The 22,410-nt window shown below is 73.6% G+C and carries 18 protein-coding genes; all 18 read left to right on the top strand.

The annotated features are described in order from the left end of the window. Positions 1-74 precede the first annotated feature (74 nt). The 18 genes from DFJ66_RS37770 to DFJ66_RS37685 all read left to right on the top strand — a co-directional run bounded on the left by DFJ66_RS37770 (position 75) and on the right by DFJ66_RS37685 (position 22,340). Complete coding sequence (locus DFJ66_RS37770; RefSeq protein ID WP_121228735.1) at positions 75-317, top strand: phosphopantetheine-binding protein; 243 nt, start codon at positions 75-77, stop codon at positions 315-317. Continuing rightward, complete coding sequence (locus tag DFJ66_RS37765; RefSeq protein WP_121228732.1) at positions 317-3,520, top strand: non-ribosomal peptide synthetase; 3,204 nt, start codon at positions 317-319, stop codon at positions 3,518-3,520. Before DFJ66_RS37770 ends, DFJ66_RS37765 begins: the two co-directional genes overlap by 1 nt. After that, entirely contained in the window at positions 3,517-4,236 is a 720-nt protein-coding gene (locus tag DFJ66_RS37760; RefSeq protein WP_211351445.1) for a thioesterase domain-containing protein, read from the top strand. The genes DFJ66_RS37765 and DFJ66_RS37760 overlap by 4 nt, the downstream gene beginning before the upstream one ends. After that, positions 4,233-5,483 (top strand): glutamate-5-semialdehyde dehydrogenase, encoded by a 1,251-nt coding sequence (locus DFJ66_RS37755; RefSeq protein ID WP_121228729.1) that lies wholly within the window; start codon positions 4,233-4,235, stop codon positions 5,481-5,483. The genes DFJ66_RS37760 and DFJ66_RS37755 overlap by 4 nt, the downstream gene beginning before the upstream one ends. Beyond that, the gene (locus tag DFJ66_RS37750) at positions 5,480-5,761 is read left to right on the top strand and encodes an acyl carrier protein (RefSeq protein ID WP_246030077.1); all 282 of its coding nucleotides are present in this window, start codon (positions 5,480-5,482) and stop codon (positions 5,759-5,761) included. Before DFJ66_RS37755 ends, DFJ66_RS37750 begins: the two co-directional genes overlap by 4 nt. After that, positions 5,758-7,053: a TrpB-like pyridoxal phosphate-dependent enzyme gene (locus DFJ66_RS37745; protein ID WP_121228726.1), complete on the top strand. Its 1,296-nt coding sequence runs from the start codon at positions 5,758-5,760 to the stop codon at positions 7,051-7,053. The genes DFJ66_RS37750 and DFJ66_RS37745 overlap by 4 nt, the downstream gene beginning before the upstream one ends. Beyond that, a complete protein-coding gene (locus DFJ66_RS37740) occupies positions 7,053-8,195 on the top strand; it encodes an acyl carrier protein (RefSeq protein ID WP_121228724.1) in 1,143 nt (380 codons plus the stop codon). Before DFJ66_RS37745 ends, DFJ66_RS37740 begins: the two co-directional genes overlap by 1 nt. After that, positions 8,192-9,655, top strand: a complete 1,464-nt coding sequence (locus tag DFJ66_RS37735) for a class I adenylate-forming enzyme family protein (RefSeq protein WP_246030076.1) — start codon at positions 8,192-8,194, stop codon at positions 9,653-9,655. Before DFJ66_RS37740 ends, DFJ66_RS37735 begins: the two co-directional genes overlap by 4 nt. Beyond that, positions 9,655-10,851 (top strand): type III PLP-dependent enzyme domain-containing protein, encoded by a 1,197-nt coding sequence (locus DFJ66_RS37730; RefSeq protein ID WP_121228721.1) that lies wholly within the window; start codon positions 9,655-9,657, stop codon positions 10,849-10,851. Before DFJ66_RS37735 ends, DFJ66_RS37730 begins: the two co-directional genes overlap by 1 nt. A 28-nt stretch (positions 10,852-10,879) precedes the next feature. Further along, positions 10,880-11,095 carry an acyl carrier protein gene (locus tag DFJ66_RS37725; protein ID WP_211351444.1) on the top strand — a complete coding sequence of 72 codons (216 nt, stop codon included), beginning with the start codon at positions 10,880-10,882 and terminating at the stop codon, positions 11,093-11,095. Then, positions 11,089-12,228, top strand: coding sequence for an acyl-CoA dehydrogenase family protein (locus DFJ66_RS37720; protein WP_121228715.1), 1,140 nt, complete (start codon positions 11,089-11,091; stop codon positions 12,226-12,228). The genes DFJ66_RS37725 and DFJ66_RS37720 overlap by 7 nt, the downstream gene beginning before the upstream one ends. Continuing rightward, positions 12,221-13,234 carry an acyl-CoA dehydrogenase family protein gene (locus DFJ66_RS37715; protein ID WP_121228713.1) on the top strand — a complete coding sequence of 338 codons (1,014 nt, stop codon included), beginning with the start codon at positions 12,221-12,223 and terminating at the stop codon, positions 13,232-13,234. The genes DFJ66_RS37720 and DFJ66_RS37715 overlap by 8 nt, the downstream gene beginning before the upstream one ends. Next, positions 13,231-13,818, top strand: coding sequence for a 4'-phosphopantetheinyl transferase family protein (locus DFJ66_RS37710; RefSeq protein ID WP_121228710.1), 588 nt, complete (start codon positions 13,231-13,233; stop codon positions 13,816-13,818). Before DFJ66_RS37715 ends, DFJ66_RS37710 begins: the two co-directional genes overlap by 4 nt. After that, a complete protein-coding gene (locus tag DFJ66_RS37705; protein WP_211351706.1) occupies positions 13,749-14,741 on the top strand; it encodes a hypothetical protein in 993 nt (330 codons plus the stop codon). Before DFJ66_RS37710 ends, DFJ66_RS37705 begins: the two co-directional genes overlap by 70 nt. After that, positions 14,738-16,303, top strand: coding sequence for an AMP-binding protein (locus tag DFJ66_RS37700; protein WP_121228704.1), 1,566 nt, complete (start codon positions 14,738-14,740; stop codon positions 16,301-16,303). The genes DFJ66_RS37705 and DFJ66_RS37700 overlap by 4 nt, the downstream gene beginning before the upstream one ends. After that, the gene (locus DFJ66_RS37695) at positions 16,296-18,731 is read left to right on the top strand and encodes a condensation domain-containing protein (RefSeq protein WP_121228701.1); all 2,436 of its coding nucleotides are present in this window, start codon (positions 16,296-16,298) and stop codon (positions 18,729-18,731) included. Before DFJ66_RS37700 ends, DFJ66_RS37695 begins: the two co-directional genes overlap by 8 nt. After that, positions 18,728-20,266 carry an amino acid adenylation domain-containing protein gene (locus tag DFJ66_RS37690; RefSeq protein WP_121228698.1) on the top strand — a complete coding sequence of 513 codons (1,539 nt, stop codon included), beginning with the start codon at positions 18,728-18,730 and terminating at the stop codon, positions 20,264-20,266. Before DFJ66_RS37695 ends, DFJ66_RS37690 begins: the two co-directional genes overlap by 4 nt. A 97-nt stretch (positions 20,267-20,363) precedes the next feature. Then, complete coding sequence (locus DFJ66_RS37685) at positions 20,364-22,340, top strand: AfsR/SARP family transcriptional regulator (protein ID WP_121228695.1); 1,977 nt, start codon at positions 20,364-20,366, stop codon at positions 22,338-22,340. Positions 22,341-22,410: the final 70 nt, after the last annotated feature.

The following is a 22,410-nucleotide window of genomic DNA, read 5'->3' as shown; positions in this document are numbered from 1 at the left end:
CACTGTGTTCCATCGCTCCCGGATGGTGTGACCGGCCCTGCGCCGGCGCACGGACGGACGATCTGGGGAGCATCGTGACGACCGCACCAGTGGATCTCGACGCGGCCATCGCCAAGCACGCGACCGCGGCCTACGACGACTCGACCGCGCTGCTCGACGCCGGTCTGGAATCGCTGTCGCTGCTGCGCCTCGCGGTGGAGGTGGCGGGCGACGACGACACCGAGATCGACGCCACCCGCATGGTCGACCTGCGCACGATCGGCGACCTGAAGGCGTGGCTGGCCGAGATGGCCGGGCAGCCGGCGGCGGGCGCGTGATGTCCACCGACGCCGCCCCCACCAACGCCGCCCCCGCCAACGCCGCCGCCACCAACGCCGCCACTGCCACCAAGGCCTACGCCGACACCGGGGTCGCGACGCTGCTGCCGTTGACGGAGTCGCAGAAGGGCCTGCTGGTCGTGGACGGCTGGGTCACCACGGCCCAGATCTACAACCAGCTCATGCACGTCGAGCTGGACCCGACACTGGCACCGGACACCGTGCTGGACGCGCTGACCGTGCTGGTGGCGGTGCAGCCGGGCCTGCGGCAGGTGTTCCTGGCCCTGCCCGAGATGCACGCCCGCCTCACCCCGCCGCCCACGCGCGAGACCCTGCCGGTCAAGCGGGTGGACGTCCCGGCCTCCGGCTACGCCGCCGCGTGCACCGCGGTGGCGGCCGAGCTGGGCGGTGAGCCGTTCGACCTGCACACCGGACCGGCCTACCGGTTCGGGTACGTGCGGGCCACCGACGGCTCGGCGGCGGCGGTCATCCTGTGCGCGCACCACGTGGTCGGCGACGGGGTGTCGATGGGACCGCTGGTGCGGGACCTCGAAGCCGCGCTGGCCGGCAAGCTGACCACGGAGTTGGTGGCCGCCCGCGAGACCGCGTTCGCCCGCGAGCTGCACGCCCAGAACCGCACCGCCACCGCCCAGTCCACGGTGGACGCGGCGCGGGCGTGGGCCGAGCGGCTGCGGGACGTGCCGCCGCTGGTCCTCAGCCCGCGCCCCGATCGCCCGCACGAGACCGACTTCACCGGCGCACGCGTGTCGTGGCTGCTGTCCGAGCAGGACAACGAGCTGCTGCGGCAGACCTGCAAACGCCTGTCGGTCACGCCGTTCGTGCTGTTCACCGCCGTGTACGGGGCGGTGCTGGCCCGGCACGGCGGGGTGACGAGCGTGCTGGTGGGCAGCCCGTTCACCGCCCGCCGGACGGTCGGCTCCTACGACCTGTGCGGCTTCTTCGTCAACACCCTGCCGGTCCGGGTGGACGTGGACTGGTCGCGCCCGGTGGACGAGCACATCGCCGATGTCGTGCGCACCGCCGTGGACCACTGCCGCGCCAACGTCGGCGTCACCTTCAACCAGCTCGTGGCGCTCCTGCGCCAGGACCGCACCAGCAACCGCAATCCGCTCTTCTCGGCGATGCTGGCCATGCAGGACACCTTCGAGGGCACCCCCGGCAGCACCATCCTGGACGTCCGCGAACCCGGCAACGACACCGCCAAGTTCGACCTGTGGCTGGGCGCGACCCCGCGCGAGGGCGGCTGGCTGCTGGAACTGGAGTACGACCGGCAGCTCATCGCGCCCGCCGTGGCCGATGGCCTGCTGGACTCCCTGCGCACGGCGTTGCGCCGGGCCGTCCAGGACGGGTCACGGTCGGTGGCGGACCTGTTCACCGACTCGTCGTGGGTGGACTCCCTGCGCACCGACGGCTACCCCGGCCGGGTGCCCGCGCCGACGTTGGTGGACTGGATCCGCCGGACCGCGAGCCGGACTCCCGACGCTCCCGCCATCGAGGAGCCCGGTGCCGGCCTGACCTACGCCGAGCTGGTCACCAACGCCGAGCGCCTGGCGGGTGAGCTGGTCGGGCGCGGGGTGCGACCGCACGACGTGGTCGGCCTGGCGGCGGAGACGTTGTGCGACACCACGACGGCCATGGTCGCCATCCTGATGTGCGGCGCGACCTTCCTGCCGCTCGACCCGAGCCTGCCCGCCGACCGCCTGAAGTACATGGCGGACAAGGCCCAGTGCCGGCTCGTGGTCGGCCGCGGGGTGGACTTGGCCGGGGTGGAGATGGTGCCCGCCGGCCCGCGCGAGACGACCGGCGCGGAGCCGGGTGAGGTTCCGGGCGGAGTGGCGGAGGCCGCGCCCTACTTGATGTTCACCTCCGGGTCGAGCGGCCTGCCGAAGGGCGTGCTGATGGGCCATGGGCCGCTGCTGAACCTCACCGCCTGGCAGATCGGCTACCTCGACCAGAACCCCCGCACCCGGTTCCTCCAGTACGCCCCGCTCGGCTTCGACGTCTCCTTCCAGGAGATCGTCCCGACCCTGGCCGCGGGCGGCACGGTGGTCGGTCGCGGTGGCGTGGACCGGCGGGACTTCCCCGCCCTGGTCAAGCGGATCGCCGCCACCGAGGTCACCCACGTCTACCTGCCGGTCGCCGCACTCCGGCCCTACGTGCAAGCCGTGCGGGACGCTCGCACGAAACTCCCCCACCTCCGATACGTCTGCGTCTCGGGCGAGCAACTGATGGTCGACGACGAGATCCGCACGTTCTTCGTCGACCACCCGCACTGCACCCTGGTCAACCTCTACGGCCCGACCGAGACGCACGCCGTCACCACCCACCGGCTCACCGCCGCCGACGAGTCCTGGCCCGCGCACGTCCCGATCGGCCTGCCGCTGCACGGCGTCACGGCCTACGTCGTCGACCAGACCGGCCACCTGGCCCCGGTCGGCGTCCCGGGTGACCTGCACCTGGGCGGCCTGTGCCCGGCCGAGGGCTACCTGAACGACCCCGAGAAGACCGCGAAGGGCTTCCTGCCCGACCGGTTCGCCGGCGAGGGCCGCATGTACCGCACGGGTGACCTGGTGGTGCGGGACGAGCACGGCGTGCTGGTGTTCCTCGGGCGCGGCGACACGCAGGTCAAGATCCGCGGGTACCGGGTCGAGCTGGGCGAGGTCGACACCGTGGCCAACCAGGTCGAGGGCGTCCGGCAGGCGGTCACGATCGCGGTGGGCGAGGGTGCGGACCGCGAGTTGGTGTTGTTCCTGGTCGGGGACGCCGACCACCGGCAGGTCCGGGACCGGCTCACCGCGGCACTCCCCGCCTACATGGTGCCCACGCGCATCCACGACCTGGACAAGGTCCCCACCTCGGGCACGGGCAAGACCGACCACACCGCCCTGGCCGCGCTGGACAAGCTCCAGAAGACCACCGAGACCACGGGCCCGGTCGAGTACGCCGACGACCTCGAGCGGGACCTGGCCGCGCTGTGGTGCGAGGTGCTGGACGTGGAGGGGGTCGAGCCGGCCCGGTCGCTGCTGGAGTACGGGGCGCACTCGCTCAACGTGTTCACCGCGCTGGCCCGGGTCGAGGAGGACCACGGGGTGGCGGTGCCGGTGGCGGACTTCTTCCGCGTGCCCACGGTGTCCGCGCTGGCCGCGCTGGTGCGCCGGCTCCGCGAAGAGGAAGGGCTGTGAGCGCCGGGACGCTGCCCGGCCGCCTGATCCCGTTCGTGCGCCGCAAGGACCGGCCGGTGTGCGTGATGGTGCCGGGCGCGGGCGGTGGGCTGGGGCCGTACCTGCGGCTGGCGTCGTACCTGGGCGGCACGCACAACGTCTACGCGGTGCGCTCGACCGGGTTGCTGCCCGACGAGGAGCCGGAGGAGTCCATCCCGGGCATGGCCGAGACCGTGCTGGCCACGCTGGACGACGCCGGGATCGTCCCGGACCTGGTGTTCGGCTGGTCGCAGGGCGGGGTGGTGGCGTGGGAGGTGTGCGCGGACCTCGCCGCACGCGGTTCGACGCCGGACCTGGTGGTGGTGGACAGCTCGCCGGAGCCGTGGCCGTCCACCGTGGAACGTGATGGGGCGATCCGGGACGTGATCGTGGCCCAGTTGGGCGCAAGGCCCGCGCAGGACACCGTGGACCGGTTGGTGCGCACGTTCGAGGCGCACGTCCGCGCGTTGTCCGCGCACCGCGTCGAGCGCCCCTACGACGGCCGCGTGCTGTTGCTGCTGTGCGCCGACGAGGGCGTGCCGCCGGAGGAAGCCGCGCGGTGGCACGAGCTGGCCCGGCACCTCGAGCGCGGCACCCTGCGCGCGAGCCACTTCGAGGTCTTCGACCCCGAGCACCTGCCCGAGCTGACCGCCGCGATCGGCGCGTTCCTCGGGCGCGAGGAGGAGGTCACACGATGACCGTGGACGAGATCCTGAGCGCCGCGACCGCCGCGCGTGACGCCGCTCCCCCGCCGGGCGACGACCGGTACGCCGCGTACTGCGACGAGCTGGCCGTGCGGCTGGGCAAGCACTGGGACGCGGTGCTGGAGGCCAACGCCGAGGACGTGGCCCGGGGGGTGGCCAAGGGCCTGCCGGTGTCGCTGGTGGACCGGCTGCGGCTGACCGAGGACCACCTGGGCGTGCTGGTGGGGCTGGCCGAGCGAGTCAAGGCGTGGCTGCCGGCGGTGACCGCCGAAGGGCCGCCGATCCGGGGTGAGCTGGGGTTCACCGCGCGGAAGGTGCCCAAGCCACTCGGCACCGTCCTCATGATCTACGAGGCCCGGCCCACGGTCACCGTGGAGGGCGCGTTGCTGCCGGTCGCGGTCGGGAACGTGGCCGTCCTGCGCGGCGGCGGCGAGATCGCGGCCACGAACGTCGCCCTGGGTGCCGTCATCGGTGAGGCCTTGGCGGCGTCCGGGCTGCCGGAGATGGCGCACGTGCTGGCCGAGACGGACCGGCGGATGGTGCGCGAGCTGCTCAAGCGCTACGACGCCATCGACGCGTTGATCCCGCGCGGCAGCCCGTCGCTGATCGACCACTGCCGCACCGCCTCCGCCATCCCGGTGATCGCCAGCGGCGGCGGGGTCAACCACCTGTACGTGGACCGCAGCGCGGACCTGGACCTGGTGGTGGACATCGCGTTGGACGCCAAGCTCACCGAGCCGACCGCGTGCAACAGCCTGGAGATGGTGCTGGCGCACGACGAGGTGGCCGACGAGCTGGTGCGGCGGTTCACCGCCCGCTCCGACGCGTTCGCGCTGCGGCTGGACCCGCGGCTGTCGGCGGAGGACCCGCGGGTGATCCCGCTGGCCGAGCACGACGACGGCCGCGAGTTCCTGGACCGGTCCTTCGGGTTGCGCCCGGTGCCCGACCTGGACGCGGCGCTGCGGCACATCCGGCGGCACGGCTCGCGGCACACCGAGGGTGTGGCGGCGACCGATCCCGTTGTGGTGGACCGGTTCCTGCGCGGGGCCGACGCCGCCGCGCTGGTGGTCAACGGGTCGATGCGGCTGCACGACGGCCCGACGATGGGCCTGGGTCCGGAGCTGTCGATCAGCACGGGCCGGTTGCACGTGCGCGGACCGGTGGGCCTGTCCGCGCTGCTCACGCACAGCTGGGCGATCGAGGGCGCGGGCGCCGTCCGGGGAACGGGAGGAACGCGGTGACGACCACGCACAGCAGGCGCGACGAGGTGACCGAGGCGGTGAAGCGGCTGGTGATCCGGGAGTCCCGGCTGTCGCTGTCGCCCGCCGACATCGCCGACGACGAGCCGCTCAACGGCGCGGTGCTGCGGATCAACTCGCTGGGGTTCCTGGGGATGCTGGTGCGGTTGGAGGACGAGCTGGACGTGGTGCTGCCCGACGACCTGTTCACCGGCAAGGTGTTCACCGTCGTGTCCGACCTGGTGGACGTGGTGCTGCGGGCCGTGGAGGAGCACCGGTGACCGCCGCGTGGCGCAGCGTGCTGCCGCACCTCGGCTACGACCTGCCGCCGGACCTCACGCCCTCGCAAGCGGCCGGCCCGGTCAGCACGGGCTTGCCGCTGGAGCTGGTGCGGCAGAGCGTGTCGCTGCGGGAGTGGTGGGACATCCCCGAGGAAGTCGTGGCGCAGTACCGCAAGTACCGGCCCACTCCCCTGTGGCGGGCCACCGCGTTCGAGCGCGAGGTCGACGCCCGCGTGCCGGTGTACGTCAAGTACGAGGGCGGCAACATCTCCGGCAGCCACAAGCTCAACACCGCGCTGGCGCAGGCGTTCTACTACAAGCGGGCGGGGATCACCGAGGTGGTCACCGGGACCGGCGCGGGCCAGTGGGGCACGGCGTTGGCCGCCGCGTGCGCCGCGTTCGGGTTGCGCTGCACGGTGTTCATGGTCGGCGGCAGCCTGCGCGACAAGCCCTACCGGGGCAGCTTGATGCGGCTGCTGGGCGCGACCGTGCACGCCAGCCCGAGCGGGCTGACGTCGTTGACCGAAGGCGGGAACTCGCTGGCGTTGGCGATCGGCGAGGCCGTGGAGTACGCGCGCGGCGGCGAGGGTCGGGCGTTCTGCATCGGCAGCGGCGAGAACTACAGCATCCTGCACCAGTCGGTGATCGGGCTGGAGGCGATCGAGCAGCTCGACGCCTTGGGTGCCGAGGTGGACACCGTGGTCGGCAGTGTCGGCGCGGGCTCGAACTTCGGCGGGATCGCGCTGCCCTTCCACGCCCGGCACCGGGCCGGCGAGGCGGAGGCGGTGCGGCTGCTGGCGGTGGAGTCCAGCGCCACGCCGAAGCTGACCCGGGGCGTCTACGCCTACGACCACACCGACGCGACCGGGTCGGGGCCGATGGAGGCCATGTACTCGATCGGCAGTTCGTTTTCCATCCCGGCCTCGCACTCGGCGGGCCTGCGGTTCCACGGCGCGGCCAAGCTGCTGTCGGCGATGCGCCACCACGGGTCGGTCGACGCGGTCGCGGTGGGCCAGCGGGAGGCGCTGGACGCGGGTCGCCGGTTCGCGGTGTCGGAGCTGGTGGTGCCCGCGCCGGAGTCCGGGCACGCGTTGGCCGGTGCGGCGCGGGCCGCGCGGGAGTCGACGCGCGGGGTGCTGGTGTGCGTGAGCGGGCACGGGCTGCTGGACCTGTCCGCCTACGACCAACTGCTGGCGGGCCAGGTCCGCGACCTGGCCGCCGACGAGGCCGCGCTGGCCGCCGCCACCGCCGGGTTGCGCCTGGTGGAAGCCGATCTCACGGGGGTGAAGTGATGGTCGTGACCGTGCCGGACGAGGTCGTGGACCGGACGTGGTCGCCGGTGCTGGACGGCCTGCACGCGGCGGAGCTGGACTGCTTGCAGGCCAACCTGGCCGCCGTCGCCGACCGCCACCACGGCGGGGGCGCGCACGTGGCGCTGGGTGCCGCGCCGAGGTTCTGCCCGACGTTCCCGCCGGACGGGCCGCCGTCGCTGGACGTGCCGGTGGACACGCGGCTGGACGAGGCGTCCCGGCTGCTGGGCCTGTCCGTGGCGGTCCGGGAGGACGGGTTGGACGGCCCGGCGTTGCGCCGGCTGGCCGCCGCCGAGGGGCCGCTGTACGTGGTGGGCGACGCGCACACCATGCCGTGGGTGCCGTACTTCGGGCAGAAGCACATGGAGCACAGCTTCCTGCTCACCGAGTCCGGTGTGGTCGTGGACGCCTACCACAACGACACGCCGTGGGGGTCCGCGCGACCGGGTGTGTGGCGGTTGGCCGATCTGGACGCGGCGGTGCCGAAGTCGTCGGCGTTCGTCCTGACCGCCGGCGCTCTGCCACCGTCCGAAGTGGACTGCGAGCTGGTGGCGACCGCACGGGCGATCGACGGTGCCCTGGTGGACCGGTACGTGGCCGCCGTCCGCGAGCACAGCGACCGGCCCGCCGGGTGGGACGCCCTGGTGCTGGACGTGTGGCTGCTGGCGCGGACGCGTGCTTTGCACGCCCGGTGGCTGGCGTCGGTCGGCGTGGACGACGGTGGTCGGGCGGCCGAGGGTGCTCGGGCGTGGCTGACGTTGGCGTCCCAGACCTACGTGGCCATGCGGCGGGCGCAGCGCGGCGGCGGGATGCCGTCGGCGCTGGTGGACCGCGTGCACGAACTGCTGCTGGCAGACAGCGCCTTGGACGCGGAGCTGGCGGCCGGGGCCGTGCGCTCGACGGTGGTCGGCGCGCTGGCGTCGGTGCTGGAGCTGGACGCCGGGGTCGTGGACGGCCCGTTGCGGGAGCTGCCGAAGTTCAACTCGTTCCGGCTGGTGGACGTGATCGAGCGGGTCGAGTCGGCGCTGGACGTGGAGCTGGACCCGGACGACCTGGCCACCAGCGACCTGCGGGACGTGGACGCGCTCACCGGGCTGTTCCGGAGGGCGGTGGAGCGGCCGTGACCCTCCTGCACCACGTGCTGGACCGGGCGGTGGCCGACCACCCGGACGCGCCGGCGTTGTCGCACGGCACCGAGACGATGACCTTCGCCGAGCTGGACCTGGCCGCGCGGCGGGCGGCCGGGTTGCTGGCCGGGCTGGGTGTGCGGCGGGGTGACCGGGTCGTGGTGTGCGTGCCGGGTGGCACGGCCGTGCCCGCGCTGCTGTTCGCCTGTGCCCGGTCGGGGGCGGTGTTCAGCGTCGTGCACGAGCGGACGCCGGTCGCGGCGCTGGTGCACGTGCTGGAGGACTGCGAGCCGGCCGTGCTGGTGACCGACGACCCGGCCGCGCAGGTCGCCGCCGTGCAGCGCGGGATCAAGACGGTGACCCTGGCGGAGGTCCGGTCGGCTCCGGATTCCGACGCCGTGGACGCGCCGGTGCTCGCCGTGGACCCGGTGTGCCTGATCTACACCTCCGGCAGCACCGGGCGGCCCAAGGCCGTGGTGTCCACGCACGCCCAGGTGGTGTTCGCGGCGCAGGCGATCCAGTCCGTGCTGGAGTACCGGCCCGGGGACGTGGTGTTCTGCGCGTTGCCGTTGTCCTTCGACTACGGGCTCTACCAGGTGTTCCTGGGGTTGTTGTCGGGCGCGTGCGTGCGGTTGGCGACGGCCGAGGACGCCGGCCCGCGGCTGTTGCGGGAGTTGGTGTTGCACCGGGCGACCGTGCTGCCGGCCGTGCCGGCGATGGCGAAGGGGCTGGCCCGGCTGCTGTCGAGGCCGGGTGCGCAGCCGCCGCCGTTGCGGCTGGTGACCAACACCGGTGCCGCCATGCCGGAGGAACCGTTGCGGCAGTTGCGTTCTTCCATCCCCGGGCTGCGGGTGCAGTTGATGTTCGGGCTGACCGAGTGCAAGCGGGCCACGATCATGCCGCCGGACGAGGACCTGCGCCGGCCGGGCGCGTGCGGGCGGGCGTTGCCGGGCACGGAGGTGTTCACCGTGGCCGAGGACGGCCGGCGGCTGCCGCCCGGCGAGGTCGGCGAGATCGTGGTGCGCGGGCCGAACGTGATGGCCGGGTACTGGCGGCGGCCGGAGCTGACCGCGCAGCGGTTCCGGCTGGTGGAGGGCCTGTTCCCGCAGCTGCACACCGGGGACTACGGGCACTTGGACGCCGACGGCTACCTGTACTTCTCCGGCCGGCGCGACGACCTCTACAAGGAGCGCGGCTTCCGGGTCAGCGCGACCGAGGTGGAGGCCGCCGCGCACCGGGTCGCCGGGGTGCGGTCGGCGGCCGTGCTGCCGCCCGGGGACGGCCGGGAGGGCGCGGTGCTGTTCGTGGTCGGCGAGGTCGTGCCCGACCAGGTGTTGATCGGGTTGCGGGCGGAGCTGGAGGAGTTCAAGATCCCCGGCCGCTGCCTGGTCGTCGAGGACATCCCGTTGACCCGCAACGGGAAGGTCGACCGGCGGGCGTTGGCGGAGGGCCTGTGATGCGCACTCCGGCGTACGTCTACGACCTGGACGAGGTGGACCGCTCGGTGGCGTTGCTGCGGGCCGCGCTGCCGGCGCCGAGCCGGTTGTACTACTCGCTCAAGGCCAACCCGCACCCGTCGGTGGTCGCGGCGCTGCGGGCGGCCGGGTGCCACGCGGAGGTGTGCTCGCCCGGCGAGCTGGAAGTGGCGTCGTCGGCCGGGTTCTCGCCCGACGACGTGCTCTACACCGGGCCGGGCAAGCGGGACGCCGAGGTCGCCGACGCGCTGCGACAGGGCGTGCGGTGGTTCTCGGTGGACTCCCCGCACGCCATCGACCAGCTCGACCGCCTCTCCCCCGGTGACGCGCGGTTCCTGTTGCGGGTCAACGACAGCGCGCCCGTGCCCGGTCAAGGCCTGACCATGACCGGGGTGGCGTCGCAGTTCGGCGCGGACGCCGAGTGGGTGCTGGCCCGGCCGGAGCTGTTCGGCGCGCGGGACGCGGCCACGCCCGCCGGGTTCCACCTCTACATGGGCACGAACCTGACCGACGAGGACGCCCTGGTCGCCCAGTTCACGCAGGCCGCCACGACCGCCCGCAAGCTCGCCGACGCGTGCGGGTGGGAGGTCGAGGTGCTGGACCTGGGCGGCGGGTTCGGCGCGCCCTTCGCCCGCGCCGGGGCGCTGCCGGTGTTCGACGGCCTGGCCGGGCGGGTCGAGGACCTGCTGGACTCGGCGTTCCCGGACTGGCGGGAGGGGCGGCCGGCGGTGGCGTTCGAGTCCGGCCGCTACCTGGTGGCCACGGCCGGGCGGCTGCTGACCCGGGTGCTGGACGCCAAGGTCTCGCACGGCACGCCCGTGCTGGTGCTGGAGTCCGGGATCAACCACCTGGGCGGCATGTCGGGCCTGCGCCGGCTGCCGCCGATGGTGCCGCACCTGCTCAGCCTGGAGGGCCGGGACCGGCTCACCGGCGCGATCGTCGCCGGGCCGCTGTGCACGCCGCTGGACACGTGGGGCCGGGGCGTGGACGTCGTGGACGCGCGGCCGGGCGACGTGCTGGCCGTGCCGAACGTCGGCGCGTACGGCCTGACCGCGAGCCTCGTGGCGTTCCTGGGGCACCCGCCGCCCCTGGAGGTGACCGTCCGGAGTGGACGGGTGCTGGACGTCTCCGCCCTGGCGCTGCGCCGGGAGCAGCCCACCGATCACGACTGGGAGTGATGGACAAGTGGATCCCCGCTTCGCGGACATGCTGCGACCGTTCCTGAAGTACGCGGGCGGCGCCGAGATCACGCTGGAGTCGTCGTTGCGCGACCTGGGCCTGGACTCGATGCAGGCCATCGAGCTGCTGTTCGCCATCGAGGACACCTACCAGGTGTCGTTGCCCGACGAGCTGCTCACCGACACCACCTTCGCCACGGCCGGCAGCCTGTGGGCGGCGATCTCGGGGGCGCGGCAGTGCTGACGCTGGAGGAGGTGCTGGCGGTCGTCGCCGAGGAGGCGGGGCAGGCCGATCGTGACGCCCGGTTCCCGGTGCGGTCGCTGGAGGCGCTGCGGTCGTCGGGGCTGCTCGGGTTGGTGGTGCCGGGCGAGTTCGGCGGCATGGGCGGCGGGTACGCCGAGGTGGTGGACGTGACCCAGCGGCTGGCCCGCGAGGACATGTCGGTGGCGATGGTGTTCGCCATGCACTGCCAGCAGGCGGCGACGCTGGTCCGGCACGCGGGTCCGGCGCTGCGGGATTCGGTGCTGCCCGCGTTGGGGCGCGGGGAGCTGTACCTGGGGTCGGTGACCACCGAGCGCGGCAAGGGCGGACACCTGCTGGTGTCGGAGTCCGCGACCACCGGGGACGACGAGGTGCTGCGGGTGGACCGCGACGCGCCGATCGTCACCGGCGGCGAGCACGCCGACGCCTACCTGATCACCGCGCTGGCACCGGACGCGACCTCGCCCAGCCAGGTGTCCCTGGTGTACGCGCGGCGCGACCAGCTCGACGTGTCCGTGCTGGGCGGGTGGGACCCGTTGGGGATGCGGGCCACGCACAGCGTGCCGATGCGGTTGACCGGTGCGGTGCCGGTGACGCAGGTGGTCGGTGAGCGCGGCGGGTTCCGCGACATCGTGACCGCGACCTTCGGGCCGTTGGCGCACCTGGGGTGGGCTGCGGCGTGGCTGGGCGCGGCGGCGGGCGCGTTGTCCCGGGTGGTCGGGCACATCCGGTCGCCGGAGGGGCGCAAGCAGTTCGACACCGAGTCCGACCTGCTGCTGACCCGGTTGGCGTCGGTGCGCGGGCGGCTGGAGGTGGTCAACGCGTTGCTGCGGCAGACGTTGCACGCGGTGGCGGGCTCGGCGGACCTGTCCGCGCCGCCGGTGCGGATGCTGGTCAACACGCTGAAGGTGCAGGCGGCGCGGCAGTGCTTCCAGGCGGTGGACCAGCTCGTGGAGGTCGTCGGGCTGCGGCACGGCTACCTGCGCGGGTCGGCGCTGGGGCTGGAGCGGGTGTTCCGGGACCTGCGGTCGGCGTCGCTGAACTACGCCGACGACCGGTTGCGGCTGGCCAACGGGGTGGCCGTGCTGCTGGACCCGGAGGTCCGCCTTGCCTGAGGCGGTCCTCGACGTCGACGCGCGGGCGGTGTGGGCTTCGCTGGGGCGGTCCGGGGTGCTGTCCCGGGACCGGCCGGTGGAGGTGTTGCGGGAGCTGCTGCCTTCGTTGGACGCCCGGTACCCGCTGGGGGTCGTGCTGTCGGTGTGCGTGCAGGTGGCGACGGCGTTGCCGATCCTGCGCGCGCACCGGACCGGGCCGGTGGGCGAGGTGTGCTCGGAGGCCGAGCGCGGGTCGGTCGTGTTGGCGCTGGCGGCGACCGATGCGGGTGCGGCCGGGTCGGACCTGATGGACCTGACGACCTCGGCACGGCTGTCCGAGGACTCCGTCGTGGTGGACGGCGGGAAGCGGTGGATCACGAACGCCTTGTTCGCCGACTACGCCTTGGTGCTGGCTCGGCACCGGCCGCAGCGGCACTTCACCAGCTTCGTGTGGGTGTTGGTGCCGTTGGACGCGCCCGGGGTCACGCGGGTGTCGGCCGGGTCGGCGTTCGCCGGGGCCGGGGTGGGGCACCTGGAGTTCTCCGGGGTGACGCTGGGGCGGGACTGGGTCGTCGGCGCGCCGGGGCGGGGGCTGGCGGTGTTCGCGCGGCACGTGGCGACCGAGCGGTTGGCCGGTGCGTTGTGGGCGGCGGCTCTGTGCCGGCGGGTGTTGGCCTCGACCCGGCGGGAGTTGCTCATGCGGCCGCTGGGGTCCGGGGTGGCGTGGGACAACGCCGTCGTGCGGGACCGGTTCGCGCGGGGGCTGGTGGAGGCGCGGCGGGTGGAGGCGTTGTGCTCGTCGTTCCGGGAGGGGGACCTGGTGGACAGCATGGTGGTGAAGGTCGCCGTGGCCGAGGGGCTGGACCGGGTGCTGGGGGTGTGCGCGGAGCTGGTGGGAGCCTCGTCGTTCGCCGACGGCGGGGTGGCCGGGTTGCGGGCCGAGGCGGCGATGTTCGGGGTGGCCGGGGGTGTTTCGGGGGCCATGTTGGCCGGGATCGCCGAGCACGCGGAGGACTTGCTGCGATGACGGTCTCGGAGGTTTCCGCGGGCGCGCCTGTGTCCGCGGGCGTCTTCGGTGTCGCGCCGGGGGTGTTCGCGGCGGTGGAGCGGGCGGCGTGCGCTTCGACCCGGTTGGCGGCGCGGGGGTTGCTCGCGCGGCTGCTGGGGCTGGTGGTGCCGGACGCCGCCGGGGTGGCGGTGTCGTCGCGGAGCAGTGGGCAGCCGTACCTCGTCGGCCGTCCGGACCTGTCGGTGAGCCTGTCGCACGACGGCGGGTGGATCGCGGCGGCGGTCGGGATCGGGGTCGAGGTGGGGGTGGACGTGCAGCCGCCGTTGCCGGTGTCGGAGGGGATGTTGCGGCGGTGCTGCACGCCTTCCGCGTTGGCGGCGTTGCGGTCTCTGTCCACCGTGGACGTGGAGTTCGCGTGTATGTGGAGCGTGCAGGAGGCGTGCGTGAAGGCCGAGGGGACGGGGATCGGCGGGCTGCCGTGGACGGTTCCGGTCGAGGTCGGGCAGGACACGGGCGTGTGGCACGGGGTGCGGTGGCACCGGTTGCCGACTCCGGTGCCGGCGAGTTGCGCGTACCGGGAGGCGTCTTGTTCTCCGGCCTGAGCTGTTACACGGCGAACCTGCTGGCGTACCTGGACTCCTTCGACGACACGGCTCTGGACCGGTTCGCGGACTCGGTGCGGTTGGCGGTGCGGCCGGACGACCTCGCCTTTTCCCACCACCGCACGCCGTTGGACGTCCTGCCGGACGGTTCGCTCCTGCGGTACGCCGCCGGTCCGGGGTGGGAGGCGGAGCTGGACCGGTGGGGGCGGGTGGTCGTGGCGGTGGACAACGCCCGGCTGCCGTGGTCGCCGTCGTACGGGACGTCCGAGACGGCGCCGCACTGGTTGCTGGTGACCGGGCGGGACGGCGACTCGTGGCGGGTCGTGGACCACTTCGCCGGGTTGCTGCCGACCGGGGAGCAGCAGCCGTTCGAGGGGACGCTGAGCACCGAGGTGCTGCTGCGCGCGATGGACGGGCCGGAGGTGTTGTCGCCCGTGCAGGCGCGCCGGAACTCGCTGGTGTTCGGGCACGTGGTCGCGGTGCCGGAGGGCGGGCGGAAGTGGTTGCGGCGCGAGGTGGGCGCCGCGGTGGGCGTGGCCTCCGGCCCCCGTCTCCATTCTCCCACGGGGGTACGACGTTCTCCCGCGGAGGTGGGGCAGAACGGCGGGCGGTGGCTGGTGGGGGCGGCTGACGTGGTGCCGTTCCTGAGCGACTTGTTCCGCCGTGACCCGGCGGTCGCCGCCGGTTGCTTGGACGACCTGTGGAGCGCGGCCGGGCACCACGTGTTCCGGTACCGGCGGGCTGGGGTGGAGGACGCGGCCGACGCCTGGCGGCAGCTGCCGGGGGCGTTGCGGTTCGCCGTGGACTCGGCTCGCCGGGGGCGGCCCCGGGAGTCGTTGGTCGAGCTCACGTTTCGCAACCTGCTGCACATCGAGAGCGGCCAGGACGGGGTCCTGCCGTCACGCGGAAGGACAGCACGATGACGTTCCGATCCCTCTACGAACGGTTCCGGACCGCCGCGCGGGCCAACCCCGACCGGATGGCCCTGGAGGTCAACGGGGTGGACCTGACCTACGCGGCGTTGGAGAACGCGGCCGAGTGGATGTCCGCGCGGATGGTCGAGGCGCTGGGTGGGGCGTCACCCACCAAGGTCGGCCTGCTGACGTCCCGGTGCGCGGTCAGCTACGTGGCCTACCTGGCGGCGTTGCGGCTCGGGGCGACCGCGGTCCCGCTGAACCCGGCCGCGCCCGCCCTGCGCAACCTCACCATCACCGAGGACGCGGGCCTGGAGCTGACCGTCGTGGACGACACCTCGGGCGCGGACGCCTCCGAGTACCGGCAGAAGACGCCCGGCCAGGTGCTCGACCTGACCGGCGACCGGTGGCGGCCCATGCTCTCGCCGCACGGCGGTGACGTGCCGCCGCAGGCCGAGCGCGGGCCGGACGACGTGGCCTACCTGATCTTCACCAGCGGCACGACCGGCAAGCCCAAGGGCGTGCAGGTGACGCACGACTGCATGGACTCGTTCCTGGACGAGATCGTCCCCCGGTTCGGCTTCGGGCCGGGCGCGCGGGTGTCGCAGACGTTCGAGATGTCCTTCGACGGGTCGGTGATCGAGATCTTCGGCGCGTTGGCGTCGGGGTCCACGTTGTGCGTCGCCCAGCACAGCGACGTGTTCACGCCGGTGAAGTTCGTCAACGAGAAGCAGCTCACGCACTGGCTGTCGGTGCCGTCGCTGATCTCGTTCGCCAAGCGCTTGCGGGCGCTGGCGCCGGGGTCGATGCCGACGTTGCGCAGCAGCCAGTTCGGCGGCGAGGGGTTGACGTTCGAGCAGGCGGAGGCGTGGTCGGCGGCGGCGCCGAACTCGAAGGTGCAGAACTGCTACGGGCCGTCGGAGGCCACGGTCATCGTGACCGGGTACGTGGTGCCGCGCGACCGGGCCGCCTGGCCGGAGGTGTCCAACCGGTACATCCCGCTGGGGCACCCGTTCCCGAACGTGGACTGGGTGCTGCTGGACGAGGACCTGCGGATCGCCGACGACGGCGAGCTGTGCCTGCGCGGCCGGCAGCGGTTCCCCGGCTACCTGGACCCGGGCGAGAACGTGGGCCGGTTCGTGCGGTTCGAGGACGGGCGGGGCGCGTTGTACGACGGGTCGGAACCCCTGACGCCGCAGCACTACTACCGGACCGGTGACCGGTGCCGGATCGAGCACGGCGAACTGGTGCTGCTGGGCCGCATCGACGAGCAGGTGAAGATCCGCGGCAACCGGGTCGAGCTGGGCGAGATCGAGTCGGCGCTGCGCAAGCACCCGGCGGTGGTCGAGGTCGTGGTGATCACCGTGACCGCCGCGGACGGCGAGGTGGACCTGCACGCCCTCTACACGGGGGCCGAGGTGCCGGCGGCGGAGTTCGCCGAACTGCTGGGCGGTCTCCCCCGGTACATGCACCCGCGCGGCTTCCACCGCCGCGAGACCATCCCGCTGACCACGGTCGGCAAGGTGGACCGCAAGAAGCTGACCGCCGAGTTCGAGGCCGCCCATGAGTGAGGTCATGGCCCTGGGCACGGCGCCGGCCGAGGTTCCGGCGCAGGGTGAAGTCGCGGCGCAGGCCGAGGTAACGGCGCAGGCCGAGGTCGCGGCCACCCCGGCGCAGGAGGCGCTGTGGTGGGTGCACCAGCGGGCGGCGCGCAAGTCGGTCTACCACGTCACGTGGCGGCTGGGCTGCGCGTCGCCGCCGGACCTGACCGCGCTGCGCACGGCGTGGCAGGCGGTGGTGGACCGGCACGACGCCCTGCGCATGGGCCTGGTGTCCGCGGACGGCGTGGTGCGGGCGTGCGTGGCCGAGCGGGTGGCCGCGCCCGTGCGTTCGGTGGTCGTCGACGACCCCGGTTCACTCCCGGTCCCGTCCCTCCTGGCCCGCATCGCCGAGGAGGTCCACGACGAGCCCTTGCCCCTGGAGCGCCCGCCCCTGGCCCGCCTGGTGGCCGTCCAGGTCGCCGACGAGCACGAACTCCTCCTCACCGCCCACCACTCCGTTGTGGACGGGTGGGCCATCCGCCTGGTCCTGGACGACCTCTCCACCGCCTACGAAACAGCCCTGCGGGGCGACCAACCGACCTTCGAGACCCCCGCTCCTTCCTTCGCCCAGTACGCCCTCGACCAGCACGCCGCCGGCGAGAAGGGCAAGTGGCGCAAGGCGATCGAGCACTGGCGGACCGCACTGGACGGCGCTTGCGCGGTCACCGTCGCCCCGGACCGTCCCGCCCGCGCCACACCCGGCAGTCCCGGCACGACCCTGCGCTACACGATCAGCCCCGAGGCCGCGCACGGCTTGCAGGCCCACGCCAAGACGGCTGGCACGACGTCGTTCGCGGTCGTGTTGGGCGCTCTGCAAGCCGTCCTGGCCCGAGGCGGTGCCGGCGGCGACGTCACGGTGGGCACCCCCGCCGCCAACCGCCTGACCGCCCGCGACCAGAAGCTGGTCGGCTACCTGACCAACCTGGTGGTGGCCCGAGCCACCGTCACCGACGACGACACGATCGCCGACGTGGTGGGCCGCGCCCGGGACTCCCTGTGGCAGCTGCTGTCCCACCAGTCCGCCCCGTACCCGAAGGTCTTCAAGGAACTCCCCGAACCCACCAGAGCGGCCCTGGGCGACATGCCGCCGATCGTCCTGACCTACCTGGGTCCCCTCTCCTCAGGCCTGCGCCTGGGCACCATCCCGCTCACCGCGCACCAAAGCCCCAACCGCGCGGCCCGCGCCGACTTCACGATCGGCTACTGGGACACCGACATCGGCGTCGTCGTGGAAGTCGAGTACAACACCGACCGCTACGACCGCCCCACCGCCCTGCGCCTGCTCCACGACCTCGACACCGTCCTGGCGGCCGACCCCGGCCACCCGGTCACGTCCCTCGCCACCCGAACCAAGACCACCGACACCCTCCCCACTCCCGCCACCCCCGGTTTTGTCGGTCCCCCGTGGGAGAATGGAGACGGGGGCCGGAGGCCGCACCCCGACGTCGACCTCCCCCCAGCGGTGACCCGCACCTGGGAGCAGGTCCTCGGTCACCCACCCGCCGGCCCCGACCAGGACTTCTTCGCCGCCGGCGGCAGCTCCCTCACCGTCCTGCACCTCGCCGCCGCGCTCGAGTCCGCCACCGGCACCCGCCTCGACCTGGTCACCTGGCTGGCCGACCCCACCCCGCGCCGCATCGCCGACCACCTCGCCGGCACCACCACCCCCGACACGACCCTGGTCGTCCTCAACGACGCCGAAGGCCCGCACCTGCACCTGGTCCACGGTGCCGGCGGCTCGCCCCAGGACTTCCGAGCCCTGGTCGACGCCCTCCCCGACTGGCACATCACCGCTTCGCAGGACCGCACCACCCACACGACCGTCACCGACCTGGCCGCCACCTACCGCGCCGACCTCGCCGCCGCCGGCCGCAGACCCGACGTCGTGGCCGGCTGGTCCTTCGGCGGCCTGGTCGCCCACGAACTGGCCGCCGAACCAGCCACTGAAGTGGCCGCTGAACCGGCCAACACCGCCCTGCTCCTCATCGACACCCCACCCCCGACCGGCTACCCCGACCAACCCGACCCGGCCGGTTTCGCCGCCTCCCTCGACCTGCCCCCGACCCCCCGACCCCGCTCCGAGGACGACGACCTGGCCGTCCGCGCCCTGGCCGCGTGCCTGGCCGTGGCCGGCGAGGAGGTCCCGGCCTGGGCGCTGGTCGAGCGCTGGCACGCCTACCGCCGCCACGCCCGAGCCGGAGCCGCGCACACCTCATCCCGGCGGATCCACGCGCCGACCACCGTGATCGCCGCCGACATCACCGACGCCGACCTGGACCACTGGCGCGCCAGGCTCCCCGCCGACACCCGCGTGGTGCGGGTGGACACCGACCACTGGGGTGTCGTGCGCAGCCCCGAGGTCGCCGACGCCGTCCGCCGCCTCAGGAGGACCCCGTGACGCTGTTCGCCCGCATCGCCGAGACCGCGCGCAAGCACCCCGACCGCGCCGCGCTGGAGGTCGGCGGGGACGTCCTGTCCTACCGCGACCTGCTCGACCTGGCCGACCGCACCGCCGCGCGCCTGGCCGAGAACGGCACGCCACGAGCGGTGGGCCTGCTCGCCGCCCGCAGCCTGCCCGCCTACGCCGGGTACCTCGGTGCGCTCCGGCTCGGTGCGACGGTGGTCCCGTTGAACCCGGCGTTCCCGGTGGCGCGCAACAGGTACATGTGCGCGCAAACGAACGTGGACGTGCTCGTCGTGGACGACCGGGGCGCGGAAACCGCCGACGCGGTGGTGGCCGGCACCACGACGACCACCACCACGATCAAGGACCTCCCGCCGCCCCACCGCGGCCCGATCCCGGACAACCCGGACGACGTGGCCTACGTGCTGTTCACCTCCGGCTCGACCGGAACGCCCAAGGGCGTGCCGATCCGGCACCGCAACCTCGCCACCTACCTGCCGTTCTGCACCGAGCGCTACGAGATCGGCCCCGGCGCACGGCTGTCGCAGGCGGCGGACCTGACCTTCGACATCTCCGTGTTCGACCTGTTCGCGTCGTGGACGTCCGGGGCGACGGTGGTGGTGCCGCAGGCGGACGAACTGCTGGTGCCGGTGCGGTTCGTGGCCGGGCGCGGTATCACGCACTGGTTCTCCGTCCCGTCCGTGATCTCCATCGCCCGGCGGCTGCGCGCGTTGCGCCCGAACGTGATGCCGGGGCTGCGGTGGAGCATCTTCGGCGGCGAGCGGCTGACCCACGAGCAGGCGCGGGCGTGGGCGACCGCCGCCCCGAACAGCGCGATCGTCAACGTCTACGGGCCGACCGAGACCACGATCACCGTCACCGACTACCGCCTGCCCGCCGACCCCGCGCAGTGGCCGCGGACGTCCAACGGCACCGTGCCGATCGGGCAGGTCTTCCCGCACGTGGACGCCGTGATCCTCGACGACGGCAGGCCCGCGCGCGAGGGCGAGCTGCACGTGCGCGGCGAGCAGCGGTTCGACGGGTACGCGGACCCGGCGGCCAACGCCGGCCGGTTCTCCCCGGACGGCGACCCCACCCCGCGGTCGTGGTACCGCACCGGCGACCGGGTCCGCGAGGAGAACGGCGTGCTGGTGCACGTGGGCCGCGTGGACCACCAGGTCAAGATCAGCGGCTACCGGGTGGAGCTGGGCGAGATCGAGGGCGTGCTGCGCGGCCACGACCGGGTGCACGACGCCGTGGTGGTCGCGGTGCCCGGCGACGGCGGCGAACTGGTCCTGCACGCCTGCTACACCGGCGAACCCGGCCTGGACCGGGAGCTGGCGGAGGCCGCGGGCCGCCGGCTGCCGGTCTACATGCTGCCCTTCGCCTACCGGCACTTCGACGCGTTCCCGGTCAACGCCAACGGCAAGGTGGACCGGTTGGCGCTGGCCGACCTGCTCGCGCCTCCTCCGGAAGTGGAGGCGCCCTCGTCTTCCGCGGTGGTCGGGAGGGAGGTGACCGCGACTTAGGTGGAAGCGTGCCACGACCATTGTCCGGGTGTTTCCCGGAAAGCCGCTGTGCGATTGTTGACCACCAAGGTGACGACGATTCGACTGGGGAGGATCGTTGGCGACTTCGGCTTTCGGCGGAATCCGGTTCCGGTTGTTGGGGCCGGTCGAGTTCCGCGCCGGCGGCGGGTGGCGGTCCATCGGGTCGACCAAGCAGCGCACGCTGCTGGCGATCCTGCTGCTGCACGCCAACCGCGTGGTGCCGGTGGCCCAGCTGCACGCCGAGCTGTGGGGCGACCGGCCGTACGCGCGGGTCAAGAACCTGCTGGCGGGCTGCGTGTGGCGGCTGCGCGCGGCCCTGGGCGAGGAGGCGGGCCGGGCGCTGGTCACCCGGCCCGGCGGCTACCAGCTGAGCGTGCCGCCCGGGGCGCTGGACCTGCTGGAGTACCAGCGGCTGGTGGACCTGGGCCGGGTGCGGCGGGCGGCGGACGACCTGCCGGGCGCGCTGGAGGCGTTCACCGCGGCGGTCGAGCTGTGGCGCGGCGAACCGCTGGCTGACGTCTCGTTCACCCAATCGGTCATGGCCGAACGAGCGCGGTTGGAGGAATCACGGCTCACCGTCGAGGAAATGCGCTTGGGCCTGCGGATCGAATTGGGTGAACCGGAGGAGGTGCTGCCGGAGTTGAAGCTGATCATCTCCCAGCACCCGCTGCGGGAACGCCTGCACGAGCACCTGATGGTGGCGCTGTACCGGTCGGGGCAGCAGGCCGACGCGCTGGGCGCGTACCGGGACCTGCGGCGGCTGCTGATCGACGAGTTGGGCGTCGAACCCAGCAAACCGCTGCGCGACCTGCAACGCCGCATCCTGGCCGACGACGTGGTCCCGCGCTCCGCGCCGCCCTCGGCTCCCGCGCCGGACCTGCTGCCCGCGTGCGACCCGGTGTTCCAGGGCCGGGAGAACGAGGTGGCGGCGGTGGCGGCGGCGCTGGTCGACGGGTCGGTGTGCGCGGTGCACGGCATGGCCGGGGTAGGCAAGAGCGCGGTGGCGTTGCGGGCCGCGCACGCCGTGGCCGACCAGTTCCCGGACGGCCGCTTGTACCTGGACCTGCGCGGCTCGACCGACAGTCCCGTCCAACCGGCCGAGGCGCTCACCGCTTTGCTGAGTGCGTTCCACGCCGTGGACGACTCCGACCCCACCCGCCTCGCGGCGCAGTGGGCGGCGCTCGTGGCGGGCCGCCGCATCCTCCTGGTGCTGGACGACGTCCGCGACACCCACCAGGTGAAACCGTTGCTGCCGCCCGGGTGTGCGGCCGTGCTGACCGGGCGCGCCGCGGTGGGCGCGGCCGACGGCTACCGGCAGTTGCGGCTGGGCCGGCTGCCGGTCACGGCGGCGGTGGGGCTGCTGCGCCGGGTCGTGGGCGCGGAACGGGTGGACGCCGAACCGGAACGGGCCGCCGCGGTGGTGGCCTGGTGCGAGTGCCTGCCACCGGCGGTGCGGGTGGCCGCGGGCAGGCTCGCCGCACGTCCGGAGTGGACGGTCGCCGACCTCGCCGACCGGCTCGCCGACCCCGGTCAGCGGCTGGAGGTGCTGACCGGCGTGCGAGACCTGCTCGGGTCGTGCGTGCGGCGGTTGCGCGCCGACGGCGACCGGACGGCGGTGACCGCGTTGGCCCTGCTGGCGGAACTGGACCTGCCCGTCGTGACCGCCTCGACGGTGGCGGCGCTGCTGGACACCACCGAGGGCGCGGCGCGGTGCACGGCCGAACGGCTGGTGGACGCCGGGCTGCTGGAACCGTTGGCGCACAACAGGTACCGGGTCGCGGCGCTGGTCCGGCTGCACGGCGCGGGCACCGATCCCGAGACCGACCCGGCGGCGGCCGTGCAGCGGGTCGTGGACCGGTACCGGGAGCAGGTGCGGGAGCTGACGACCCGGCGGTCCGGCGGGCTGTCGTGGTACCGCGAGCACCGCGGCACGTTGAGCGCCCTGGCCCTGCGGGACCGCTCGGACACCCTGCCGGCGGCGCTGGACCGGTTGCGCTGGACGTTCACCCCGCGGACCCGTCCCACCGTGCCCGCGCAACCGCCGTACAGGTGAAGTGGGCGGTGACAGCGCGCTACCCGACTGGTCCGGGTCGGCGGGACCCCGAACCCGGCGATACCTCCGT

It is taken from the genome of Saccharothrix variisporea (genome assembly GCF_003634995.1).
In the GTDB taxonomy this organism is placed as follows: domain Bacteria; phylum Actinomycetota; class Actinomycetes; order Mycobacteriales; family Pseudonocardiaceae; genus Actinosynnema; species Actinosynnema variisporeum.
This window is presented reverse-complemented; position numbering and strand designations above follow the sequence as displayed.